We start from the raw sequence: 11,378 nt of genomic DNA on the forward strand, positions 1-11,378 counted from the left end.
GTTCCGAACTTTTCTGGAACAATGGGCAGCAGGTGATTTGGGAGCCCTCCCGAAGCACAAAACCACACTCAATTTGGTTCTATAGGAGTGAAAGCAGCATGGCTGACATCATCCACGTAATGGCACGCGAAATTCTTGATTCCCGCGGTAACCCGACTGTTGAGGCTGAGGTTTTCCTCGACGATGGTGCGCGCGGTGTCGCCGGTGTTCCATCTGGCGCATCCACCGGTGTTCACGAGGCACACGAGCTGCGTGACGGCGGTGAGCGCTACCTGGGCAAGGGTGTGCTCAAGGCAGTTGAAAACGTCAACGAAGAAATCACCGACGAGATCGCTGGCTTCGAGGCTGATGACCAGCGTCTCATCGACGAAGCGCTCATCAAGCTTGACGGTACGGAGAACAAGTCCCGCCTTGGCGCTAACGCTATCCTCGGCGTTTCCATTGCTGTAGCCAAGGCTGCCGCTGAGTCTGCCGGCCTGCCGCTCTACCGCTACATTGGTGGCCCGAACGCTCACGTTCTGCCTGTCCCGATGATGAACATCCTCAACGGTGGCTCCCACGCGGACTCCGGCGTTGACGTCCAGGAGTTCATGATTGCTCCGATCGGCGCGGAGTCCTTCGGCGAGGCACTGCGTGAAGGTGCCGAGGTTTACCATGCGCTCAAGTCCGTCATCAAGGACAAGGGCCTGTCCACCGGCCTGGGTGACGAGGGTGGTTTCGCGCCGTCTGTGGAGTCCACCAAGGCCGCACTCGACCTCATCGTTGAGGCCATCAAGAAGGCTGGCTTCGAGCCGGGTAAGGACATTGCCTTGGCACTGGACGTGGCTTCCTCCGAGTTCTACAAGGATGGCAAGTACCACTTCGAGGGCGGCGAGCACACCGCTGAAGAGATGGCCAAGGTTTACGAGGACCTCATTGTCAACTACCCGATCGTCTCCATCGAGGACCCGCTGCAGGAGGATGACTGGGAGGGCTACACCAAGCTCACCGAGACCATCGGCGACAAGGTCCAGATCGTTGGTGATGACTTCTTCGTCACCAACCCGGCACGTCTCCAGGAGGGCATCGACAAGAAGGCAGCTAACGCCCTGCTCGTGAAGGTCAACCAGATCGGTACCCTCACCGAGACTTTCGATGCTGTCGAGCTGGCTCACCGCAACGGCTACCGCACCATGATGTCCCACCGCTCCGGCGAAACCGAGGACACCACCATTGCTGACCTTGCAGTTGCACTGAACTGTGGCCAGATCAAGACTGGTGCTCCGGCTCGTTCCGAGCGCGTTGCCAAGTACAACCAGCTTCTGCGCATCGAGCAGGAACTGGGCAGCGCCGCCGTCTACGCCGGCCGCTCCGCATTCCCGCGCTTCCAGGGTTAATCACCTCTCCGAAGCTTCATTGTGCCCCGTGATTGTGGGCCACGTTTAAAGGCGTCACAGGAAACTGTGGCGCCTTTGGCGTGACACCTGTTATTTTTGTGACTCCCACGCGCGCCGTCCCGAACCCTGGCGGTTGATAGCTAGACTTACTCTCCGATGGCACGCACTACCCCTACCCGCACGAAGCGCCGGAACACTGTTCCGGTCCACACGCGTGCCCGCGATGCCCACAAAACCCCGAAGCGCCCGAAGAAACCAAAGGGCCTCGATATTCTTGGGGTAGGCGTTATCATCGCGGTGGTACTCGTCGTCTTGCTCACCATCGCCGTGCCGCTGCGCAACTACTACAACGGCCAGTCCGAAATTGCCCGCCTGGAAAGCTCCATCGCAGCCAAGCAAGAGCACAAGGACAAGCTCTTGGCGGAAATCGATAAGTATCGTTCGGACGAGTACATCAAACAAGAGGCCCGCCGCCGCTTCGGCGTCATGGACGAAGGCGAAACCGCCTTCCGAATCATGGATCCGCGCATGGATTCCGGTGACACCGTGACCTCAGAGCACCGCGAAGACATTGATGAGCGCGAGTGGTACACCGTGCTGTGGGACTCCGTTGCCGAATCGGAATAGGACTCATCACAGTCGCCGTGTCACAATGGTTGCCATGACCGTGACCGATGCTGATCTTGACGTTGTCCGCGAACAACTTGGCCGCACCCCGCGCGGCGTCGTAGACATTGCTTACCGCACCCCCGACGGAGCGCCCGCAGTGATTAAAACTGCGCCCAAGCTTCCCGACGGCACCCCGTTCCCCACTCTCTACTACCTCACCGACCCGCGCCTGACGGCCGAAGCTTCGCGCCTGGAAGTCGCCCACGTCATGAAGTGGATGGAACAGCGCCTCGCAGACGATGAGACCCTGCAGAAGGACTATCTGGCTGCTCACGAGCACTACCTGGCCACTCGCAACGAGATGGAAGATCTCGGTACGCAATTCTCCGGTGGCGGTATGCCAGAGCGTGTGAAGTGCCTCCACGTGCTGATTGCGTATGCCTTGGCTGAAGGCCCGGACCGCGTACGTTTCGGCACGGAAGCCGTCGCAATGGCAGCCGAGCACGGTAAACTTCGTGGCAGCGCCATTCCTGATGAGTGGCCTACCGTGGGGGATTTGGGCATTGATATGGCCCAGTTTGATTTTTCTAACGCCGGTTAACAGAAAGGCTTGACCTATGACTCGCGTCGCTGCTGTCGACTGCGGAACCAACTCCATTCGTCTGCTCATCAGTGAGATTCAAGACGATGGAAAGATTCGGGACATTTCCCGCACGATGGAAATTGTTCGCCTTGGTCAAGGCGTCGATGCTACCGGCGAGTTCGCTCCGGAGGCCCTCGCGCGTACTCGCGCTGCCTTGGAGGAGTACGTCAAGCAGATGAAGTTCGAAAAGGTTGAGCGCGTGCGCATGGTGGCTACCTCGGCCACGCGTGATGCCAAGAACCACCGCGATTTCTTTGACATGACGGCGGAGCTTCTCGGCCAGATCCAGCCAGGCGCCCGCGCGGAAATTATCTCCGGTGAGGAGGAAGCCCTGTTGTCCTTTAGCGGCGCTGTGGCGGACCTCAGCTCGGAGAAGGGCCCTTATTGCGTCATTGATTTGGGCGGCGGCTCAACCGAGTTCGTCGTCGGCACTATCGACGGTGAGATCCTTGGCTCTCACTCCGCCCAGATGGGCTGTGTTCGTCTCACCGAGCGCATGATGCGCAGCGATCCGCCAACTGAAGCAGAAATCGAGATCGCCACCGACTACGTCGCTGAGCGCATGGCCGATGTGGAGAAAATCGTGCCCATCGACAAGGCCGTCACCTTCGTCGGCTGTGCCGGAACGTTCACCACGTTGTCCGCCCTTGCCCAGGGAATGGAGCGTTATGACGCCGACTCCATCCATGGCTCTGAGCTGCGCTTCGACGCTCTGCGCGTGCTGACCCGTCAAATGATTGGTCTGGCCTCGGACGTGCGCGCCCTCAATCCGGTCATTCACCCAGGCCGCGCGGATGTCATCGGTGGTGGATGTGTCGCTGTCGAAGGCATCATGACCATGATTGAGCGCAACAGTAGCGCCCGCTCCTTCTTCATCAGCGAGAAGGATATTCTTGACGGAATTATTGCCGGCCTCGCTACAGCCTGACCCAATATCTAGTGTGCGAGGACCCGTGCCCTAAAATAAATGGGCACGGTTAGGCCCCCATAGCCCAATCGGCAGAGGCAGTCGACTTAAAATCGATTCAGTGTGGGTTCGAGTCCCACTGGGGGCACCACTGGGGGCGCCATGACCAGCGGAAACGTTGGCGAAAGTGGCCAATTTGGCGCAAGAGTGTCCAAAAAGTGTCCATTTAAAAGTGCTGAGCTATACGTTGTTATCAGTGCAGGCTACGAGGTGTGTGGCCGATGTGCGGTAGGGGAGGCGTCGACAAGCACAGTGCTTCGCGACGCCTCTCTTTAAGAATATTTTGCAAAGTTTGGGATTTTTGGGAACTTCCTAGCAATCGAGTGCGTTGGAACTAGTGAGAACATGAACATGGCGGCCCTTATGGGGCCGTCTTTATTGAGCAAGACTGTGAAAGGAATCGGGATTCACGTGCGTTCTAGCAACCCCGTCATGAGTTCCCTCTCATCCAGCCAAAACCAGAACCAGACTCAGAGCAACCCGTTTGGTCAGAGCGACAACCCGTTTAACGAAGCTACCCGTAGTGCCGACCGCCCGCTGACTGTTGATGACGTGGTGACCAAGACTGGTATCACCTTGGCCGTCATCATCGTGATGGCTGTCCTTAACTTCTGCATCGGTGAGCTGTTTAACCCGGGCTTGGCCATGATTCTGACTTTGGTTGGTGCCATCGGTGGTTTAATTACCGTCCTGGTGTCGACGTTTGGCAAGAAGTTCGGTTCTGCCGCCGTGACTCTGATTTACGCCGTATTCGAGGGCCTCTTTGTCGGTGGTTTCTCGCTATTGTTCGCTGGCGTATCCTTTGGCAATTCTGATGGTATGGCTCTCATTGGCCAAGCCATTATGGGTACAGTCGGCGTCTTCATCGGCATGCTCATGGTCTACAAGACCGGTGCAGTGAAGGTGACCCCGAAGTTCAACAAGATTATGTTCGGACTCATTGCCGGTGTTGCCGTCTTGGCATTGGGAAATTTCCTGGGCGCTATCTTCTTCGGCTTCAATCCGCTCCGTGACGGTGGCGCTTTGGCCATCATTTTCTCCCTGGTCTGCATCGTCCTGGCATCCCTGTCCTTCATGACCGACTTTGACCAGGCTGACCGTCTCATTCGTCAGGGTGCTCCGGCACAGTACGCCTGGGGTATCGCCCTTGGCCTGGCCGTGACCCTGGTCTGGCTTTACACCGAGATTCTGCGTCTGCTGAGCTACTTCAGGGATTAGTTCTTAACCAACGCCTTATATAGCCGGCGGCTGGCACCATAACTGGTGTTGGCCGCCGGTTCCTTTTGTGGTGTTTGTCACAGTGTGGTGTGGGGTGTTTGATAATTCGCCGTCTATATGTGGTGTTGGCAAGAGTGTGTTCGAATGGGTGTGTTGTTTTGGTCTAGGTTTGGTGGTGTGTTGTGGGGTCTGGTGTGGTGTCGGGGCGGTTGGGTAGTGTTGGTGCTAGAAAGCATGTTCGTATTTTCTAGTATTTAGGGGGTGGGTCACTTATGGTGGCAACCACAACAACAACAACTACTTCTTCTTCTTCTGTTCCGTTGGCGTATTTTTCTCATTCGAATCCTGATGATCCGATATGTGTTGCGGGGATGTTTCTGCGGCGCGCGGAGTACGAGTTTTGGTTACATAATCTTCCGGCTTTGGAGGCTGATTCTGATAGTGAGGTGATGAAGCTTTCGGTCAAGACTGCTAAGACGGCTAGGCAGGTGGCGAAGAATGTGATGGGGGTTCTGCGGCTTGAGGAGTTACCGAAGGTCAAGCAGTTGCAGGATTCTAAAGCGTTGTTGGATATGGCGTCGTTGGTGGCTATTGATGAGGTGATGTCCAAGCTGGGGCATCCGACCAGGAGAGTGGTGGCAGAAATTGATGAGAAGCTTTCGCGCTGGTTTGTACCGAAGCGGCCTAATCAGGTGTTTCCCACAGCGAGTCAGATTCGGCGCCGGGTGCGCGATATCGCCAAAGTATTAGATGATTCAGTAGCATTTCGTGATACGCGTAAGAAGAACCGGTATTCCATCCTCACTCGGGGCCAGCGGGCTTTTCTTGAGCTAGAGGTTGATTCCACTGTGGGTGTGGTCATCCATGAGCTGATTAAAGAAACCGCCAGAAAACATGAGGTCTCCATGGCAGATGCCATGGTGCTGTTGCTATCAGGCGCAGTGGAGCCGGAGGTTGGAAAAGTGGTAGTGCATACCTATAAGGCATCTGATGTGGAGGGGGTACCGGTCTTTGTGCAGGGCCATGGGTGGCGTGGTGAGGATATACCAGCAGCCAAGGTGGTTGAGCGGGATTTAAGCCAGGTGCCTAACGCGTCTGATTCTTATCGTCCGTCGGATTTTGTGCGTAAGTATGTTGAAGGCCGTGATGGGACGTGTCGGGCTGGGGGGTGTGATGTGCCAGCGTGGATGTGTCAGTTGGATCATCGGATTAATTATGCCGAGGGTGGGCCAACGCATCCGGATAATTTGGTGTGTTTGTGCCAGCGTCATCACAATATGAAGACCGAGGGCAGGGCCTTTTATATTTTGGATCCGGTCACCGGTGATGTGGTGTGGTTGCTAGCTGATGGCAGTTGGGTGACCACGCAAGCTACAGGACCGCTTGCACCCTCGATGCGCAGGTGGGCTCGGAGTATTGCTGAGGATGTTATGGCACACCGAGCAAAGATGCATGAAGATGCCAGGGCGTTGAAGGTGGAGTTGGACAACGGTGAAATCGTGGAAGTCTTTGATATGACCGACCCCGCAGACCGCGACAATACTAACGGTGACGATATTCCCTTCTAGAGGGAGTATGGCAACAGGGGACTTGTTCGTCGAACTAAACGACGACGAAGATGAGTAGCTAGGAATCCGGCGACATTGTCAGAGGCATGGGGTGTCGGCGTTCTGCCCGTCGTCGTTAGAAACGACGACGACGAAACGATTGACTGCCCCAGTACAAAGCTTCTTCGTCGCCATAGAGGACGAGACTCGGCGGTGCGATTGCTTGTCGCAATAATGAGTTTCATTCGTCGTCGCAGACGACGAGATAGGGTGAGCGCATTTTGGGGAAGGGAGCACGAATCGTCGTTCCACACGACGACAGACACCGGCGTGTAGCTCAGAGTGAGGCGAAGTTTCCCAATCAGCAATGCTCAGGTGGACATTGGCTTGTCGCCTAGTCGTGGCGGCAGAGTTCTTCAGTTTCGTCGAAAACTCCGACGAGTAGAAGGGTGGCCCGTATAGATGCCGAATTGGATATTTTTAGGCTGATTAATGGTCATTTAAGTCGATGCGCGGGCGATTTTTCCGTAATCGTTTAGTGAACATTTTCGATAATTTGCTTGGCATAAACCACGAATCTCCCGGCCGCTGACAGTGAATGACATTGCGTGCAGTAAGCCCCGTCCCGGGGAAAATGTATGTATAGAATTCTTACCGAAAAATCCCAGGTCATCTACTTTCATTATTGTAATTCGGGGGTACCCGATCCAAATTTTTCAAATTAGATCTAGCTTATTCTTCTGACAACAAGGTTGCCTGCGTCACAGTGTCTGGCCAGTATCTATTTGCCAAACTTCTAATAGCATTTGTTGATAAGTCTTGCCGATTAAGCAAAATCTTAAATTAGTCACAAGTTTCGTCGAGACAGCCCGTGGCTTTTCGTGCATCCTTGTTTCCGAAGCCGCTCACGGAGCCCGCTCCGGAAGGTGGCTTCGAAAAGTCAGAGAGATTGGTTGAGAAGGGAAACCATGAAGCGAATCGGGGGCCTTGTGCTGGTCACAGCTTGTGTAGGGGTGCTATCAAGCTGTGTATCGCTGCAGGGTCTGAGTGTTCGTTCTCATGGCGACGGCACCGGGGGTTCTCACAATTTCTCTGATGTTAGGGACGGCGGTGGCTCAGTGGACTCGGGGGTCGCTGATGCCACCGCCATGGGGGAGAGGGAAAGTGAGGCTGCCGACGGGGTGTTGCCGCCGTTAGGAAATTTTGACAAAGCTTCTCCCGATTTTGACTTGTTTGATCCGTGCTCTGAAATTCCGGCATCATATTTACATGCTTTTGGGTTTCGTGAGCGAATGCCGTCACGCATCCGCGAAACAGGGATATCTCACTGTGGATTTCAGTTCGAAACAGAGAGTGGCGGCAAGAGTTTTGTTGGTTTGGGGGTAACGGACCGTACGATTGGGGATATTGAGAATCGGCAGGAATTTGGTCGTATTTACGAGGGGAACGAGATTGCCGCTATCGCATTTGGCGACCCAACTTACGGGAAGTTGTTTTGCACCTTGTATTTGGAGACAAGAGGGGGAACCATCATCTTGAATGCAAGTGGGGGAGCCTCGGTTTCGAGAGAAGTCCAGCGGTGTGAATTTGGTGAAATGATTTTAGTTCGACTAATTAAAGGAAGATGAAATATGCAAATTAATCAGATTAATTTATTGGCCCAGGTGTCGGGTATAAAGACTTTATCCGAGCAGCTTAATTCAGCAGTGGGAACTGCTAATTCGCCTTTGAATAGTGGGTTTTCTCCCGTTATCGGTGTGCGGGATGTTGGCGGTATCCATGAGCGGGTTCTAACAAACGATCCGGGGTCAGCCCAGAACTCGTTGCAGGGCTTTAACTCTCAGGTTGCGTGGCTGGCTGACACACTTCAAACCGAGCTAGCTGGCTTCGAATCGCAGGATGAATTGAATAGTCGTGGGCTCGACGTTCCGGACGCTGGAGGTGGCGGTGGGGCAGAAGCCATGCCCATCGTGGAGCAGCCGGACCCGGGGTACAGCCCATTCGGGTTCACGATGCCGGTCGTCGACCCAGGTGCTTCGATTATGGGGTTGGCCTCGGATTTGTTTACAACGAGATTCTGGGATGTATCGGAAGCACAAGCGCGCTGGAGGACGTTAAGTGTGGAAGTCGGGGACATCGTTGAGGGGCTCCATGCTTCGGCGGCGTCGTTGGAGTCGGAGAATGACAGTGAACCAACGACAAGAGCAGCAGCCAAGATCCGCGAGGTAGCGCAAGCTGGTACCCACTTCATTGCGAATTCCGAAGTGATGCAGCAGAAGCTCTTCGGATTGCAAGCCCGCATTATGAGTACCCAGGCAGAGGCGGTCGCGCTTGCCTTCGAGGTGATGGCTATTCCGGAGCCTGCTACTCGCGCAGCGGCGGAAAGGGCAGCATTGCTTCATATGCAAGGGCTGCTGCAAGAAGGTGTTGTAATGGCGATGCCGTACCAACACGCGCTGATGGATGCAGCCCCGCCCAGTGGTGGTGGCGATGTGAGCACGGAATTCGGAGCGGTGGCTGGGGATGGAACCCAGTACAACACTGACGGAGTTACGTGGCCGAAGCAGATTGCAGAGGCGATTGAGAGCGGTGAGGTTGGTCCGGGATCCTTTGACGCGGCGAATGGACAGATGAAGGGGCTTTCGGAACTTGGAATGGACGCGGCAGAGATTGCACAGTTCCAGTCGGATTTGCGCAATCGTGGTCGCAGTATCTTGAGCGAGCTGGGGTTCGGTGAGGCGCTTGAGCCAATCGACGCCTCCCAGATGAACACCTCAGCAGCCACCGCAGGGGTTAGTTCCGTGAATCCTGTGGGTGGCGTTCAAGCGGCAAACGGGCAAGCCCTGTCGGCCGCCGGACTGGGCAGTGGCGCGGGTGCGGGCGCATCCGGCATGGGAGCCTTGGGGCTGCCGGGAGGCCGTGGCAGTACAGCGGGTTCGCTGACAGGCGGTATGCCGAGGGGCATCAACAGCGGCATGAACAGCGGAATAAACAGAGCGCTTGGTCGTATTCCTGAAAACCCGCTGACCTCGGCAGCGGGCCTTGGCGGAGCGGGGGCGTCTGCTTCCGCGCCGCAGACGGGAACGCATCCCGTCATTGGCGGACTACCAGGAGCGGCGGCGTCTGGTGGAGTGAGGGATGGAAGGGCGTCGGCAAGCGCGGGCGGTGCTGGTGGATCCGTCGCTGGCCCTATTGGGGGCGCGGTTGGAGGCGCCGGAAATAACGGTGCCAGTGTGGTAGCCAAGTCCGGGGCAAACGTGACGAAAGGTGCTGCTGGCATCCGTATGATGCCCATGATGGGCGGCGCTGGGCGTGGAGGAGAGAATGAGAAGCGGATTAAATCCGTGACTACGCAGGTTGAGCGGGATCCGAACAAACGTGACCTGCTGGGAGAATCACCGGCGGTACTTCCAGGCGTGATTGGGGAATGGGCCCGAGACGGGGATTAAGACCGGAGGACTAAAACGCGAAAAGCGGCACCACAACAATCGTGGTGCCGCTTCATCGTGAATCTAGTTGGTCACGACCTCGGAGGCGGTTGCAGGGGCAACTTCGGTGGCAACCTCGGTCACGGTTTCAGTTGCGGTTTCCTCGGAAGCGCCGGCGCCCGGAGCTTCACCTTCGAAGGTGGCAGCGGTGTCGACCTTTTCATCGGAATCCTGCTCGCTCGGCGGGTGGCAGGCGGCGAGAGTAAGGCCAGCGGTGACGGCCAGACCGGCAGCGGCGAAACGAGTGAACTTCTTCATGGGATAGAACTCTTTCTCAGAAAAACGGTGATGTAGAGCAGTATAAGTTAGGACTGGCGCGGCGTGGCAGCCTTTGCAGAATCATACGGTGCTGCAGAGACCACGGTGACCGACAACGTCTTGCCATTCGGAGCGGTGTACTCGCGGGTCTCGCCCTCGGCGGCGCCCAGCAAAGCGGCGCCCAGCGGGGACTGCTCGGAGTAGGTCTCCAGATCCTTGTTATCGGAGGCAGCAGCGCGGGTACCGATGAGGAAGGTCTCGCGGTCTTCCTCATCGCCGTTGTAGTAGACGTGAACAACGGAACCGATGTGGGCTACGCCCTCCTGAACGGCGGTGCGCTCGGTGGTGGAGTTAGCCAGAACCTCAGAAATCTGCTTGATGCGGGCCTCTTCCTGGTCCTGCATCTCACGCGCGGCATCGTAACCGGCGTTTTCCTTAAGGTCACCCTCCTCGCGGCGCTCGTTAATCTCGGCAGCGACGACCGGGCGGTGGTCAATGAGGGCCTGCAGTTCAGCCTCGAGCTTGGCCTTGGTTTCCGGGGTGATGTATTGCTTCTGCTGCTCAGCCATGGTGCAACCTTCCGTTTACGGATAATTTCTCAAAAGAATGGGTGCAAAAGCGCAGGTGGCGCGGCCCATTCAGAACGCTCAACATACTAGCATAGCTGGGCTTTTAGCTATCTGTTGCCTCACCCGTGAATTCGACAGAATCCATGGTGCTGATGTCCAGGTAAGAAGGGATATTGACGGAGCAGCCGTAGGCGCCGCCGGCTACCGCGCGGTGGTTCGTAGGAACGTCGATAGCCACGCGCTGGGCTTCCTCACCGCCAGCGGGGACGGCGATTTCGCGGCGGCCGACCTCGGCCTTGGAGTAATCGAAGGCCTGGACAATGCAGTATGCGGGTTCTTCCACGCGGTTGCGGGTAATGTCGACCCAGATTCGGGCCGTGTCATCAGAAAGAATCTCGTGCGAGACATAGGAAATATTCGCATTGACCTTTTGCTGAGTACGGAAATACTGCACGCCGAAGACAACCATGGCAATGAAGGCAGCCAAGAAGACAAGGACGATGGCGCGGTTCGTCCACGAGCCCGTGCTCTTAGGGGACGAGCCATAACGGGACTGGGAACGGGAGGCAGGACGAGCAGAACCAGCGGAAGACATGAGTTTGATTCTAGCCAACCTTCGAGCAGAACAAACTTGTTATGTCCATAGGGTTTTTGGACATGGAGTCCGGTGTCTTTTTGGACACGGAATCCATGGAGGTCTTGG

Annotated in this window: 11 protein-coding genes and 1 tRNA gene; 9 read left to right on the top strand and 3 right to left on the bottom strand. The window is 56.3% G+C overall.

Features of this window, described 5'->3' with window-relative positions; all coding sequences use genetic code 11:
- The first annotated feature begins 98 nt into the window (after positions 1–98).
- The 9 genes from eno (at position 99) to NX84_RS05530 (ending at position 9,809) form a co-directional block, all read left to right on the top strand.
- A complete protein-coding gene (gene eno / locus NX84_RS05490) occupies positions 99–1,376 on the top strand; it encodes a phosphopyruvate hydratase (RefSeq protein ID WP_039674650.1) in 1,278 nt (425 codons plus the stop codon).
- Between the two features lie 156 nt (positions 1,377–1,532).
- Positions 1,533–2,003 carry a septum formation initiator family protein gene (locus NX84_RS05495; RefSeq protein WP_039674652.1) on the top strand — a complete coding sequence of 157 codons (471 nt, stop codon included), beginning with the start codon at positions 1,533–1,535 and terminating at the stop codon, positions 2,001–2,003.
- A gap of 34 nt (positions 2,004–2,037) precedes the next feature.
- A complete protein-coding gene (locus NX84_RS05500; protein WP_039674688.1) occupies positions 2,038–2,586 on the top strand; it encodes a DUF501 domain-containing protein in 549 nt (182 codons plus the stop codon).
- 16 nt (positions 2,587–2,602) lie between these two features.
- A complete protein-coding gene (locus NX84_RS05505) occupies positions 2,603–3,556 on the top strand; it encodes a Ppx/GppA phosphatase family protein (RefSeq protein ID WP_039674654.1) in 954 nt (317 codons plus the stop codon).
- Between the two features lie 53 nt (positions 3,557–3,609).
- Positions 3,610–3,686 (top strand) — tRNA-Leu (locus NX84_RS05510).
- A 320-nt stretch (positions 3,687–4,006) separates the two neighbouring features.
- A complete protein-coding gene (locus NX84_RS05515) occupies positions 4,007–4,813 on the top strand; it encodes a Bax inhibitor-1/YccA family protein (protein ID WP_039674656.1) in 807 nt (268 codons plus the stop codon).
- Between the two features lie 272 nt (positions 4,814–5,085).
- Positions 5,086–6,381 (top strand): HNH endonuclease signature motif containing protein, encoded by a 1,296-nt coding sequence (locus NX84_RS05520; protein WP_039674658.1) that lies wholly within the window; start codon positions 5,086–5,088, stop codon positions 6,379–6,381.
- Between the two features lie 947 nt (positions 6,382–7,328).
- A complete protein-coding gene (locus tag NX84_RS05525) occupies positions 7,329–7,988 on the top strand; it encodes a DUF3558 domain-containing protein (RefSeq protein ID WP_039674660.1) in 660 nt (219 codons plus the stop codon).
- 276 nt (positions 7,989–8,264) lie between these two features.
- Entirely contained in the window at positions 8,265–9,809 is a 1,545-nt protein-coding gene (locus tag NX84_RS05530) for a hypothetical protein (protein ID WP_231913690.1), read from the top strand.
- Between the two features lie 63 nt (positions 9,810–9,872).
- Here the strand turns inward: NX84_RS05530 and NX84_RS05535 are convergent, their stop codons facing one another.
- The 3 genes from NX84_RS05535 to NX84_RS05545 form a co-directional block, all read right to left on the bottom strand.
- Positions 9,873–10,106, bottom strand: a complete 234-nt coding sequence (locus tag NX84_RS05535) for a hypothetical protein (protein WP_039674664.1) — start codon at positions 10,104–10,106, stop codon at positions 9,873–9,875.
- A 47-nt stretch (positions 10,107–10,153) separates the two neighbouring features.
- A complete protein-coding gene (gene greA, locus NX84_RS05540) occupies positions 10,154–10,675 on the bottom strand; it encodes a transcription elongation factor GreA (protein WP_039674666.1) in 522 nt (173 codons plus the stop codon).
- Positions 10,676–10,778: 103 nt separating this feature from the next.
- Complete coding sequence (locus tag NX84_RS05545; protein ID WP_039674669.1) at positions 10,779–11,270, bottom strand: DUF4307 domain-containing protein; 492 nt, start codon at positions 11,268–11,270, stop codon at positions 10,779–10,781.
- Between the last annotated feature and the right edge of the window lie 108 nt (positions 11,271–11,378).

Source organism: Corynebacterium minutissimum (genome assembly GCF_000805675.1).
In the GTDB taxonomy this organism is placed as follows: Bacteria; Actinomycetota; Actinomycetes; order Mycobacteriales; family Mycobacteriaceae; genus Corynebacterium; species Corynebacterium minutissimum.

Bases quoted from the DNA above. Each gene is read 5' to 3' on its own strand.
- eno (WP_039674650.1), top strand. From the start codon at position 99: ATGGCTGACATCATCCACGTAATGGCACGCGAAATTCTTGATTCCCGC.
- NX84_RS05495 (WP_039674652.1), top strand. From the start codon at position 1,533: ATGGCACGCACTACCCCTACCCGCACGAAGCGCCGGAACACTGTTCCG.
- NX84_RS05500 (WP_039674688.1), top strand. From the start codon at position 2,038: ATGACCGTGACCGATGCTGATCTTGACGTTGTCCGCGAACAACTTGGC.
- NX84_RS05505 (WP_039674654.1), top strand. From the start codon at position 2,603: ATGACTCGCGTCGCTGCTGTCGACTGCGGAACCAACTCCATTCGTCTG.
- NX84_RS05520 (WP_039674658.1), top strand. From the start codon at position 5,086: ATGGTGGCAACCACAACAACAACAACTACTTCTTCTTCTTCTGTTCCG.
- NX84_RS05525 (WP_039674660.1), top strand. From the start codon at position 7,329: ATGAAGCGAATCGGGGGCCTTGTGCTGGTCACAGCTTGTGTAGGGGTG.
- NX84_RS05535 (WP_039674664.1), bottom strand. From the start codon at position 10,106: ATGAAGAAGTTCACTCGTTTCGCCGCTGCCGGTCTGGCCGTCACCGCT.
- greA (WP_039674666.1), bottom strand. From the start codon at position 10,675: ATGGCTGAGCAGCAGAAGCAATACATCACCCCGGAAACCAAGGCCAAG.
- NX84_RS05545 (WP_039674669.1), bottom strand. From the start codon at position 11,270: ATGTCTTCCGCTGGTTCTGCTCGTCCTGCCTCCCGTTCCCAGTCCCGT.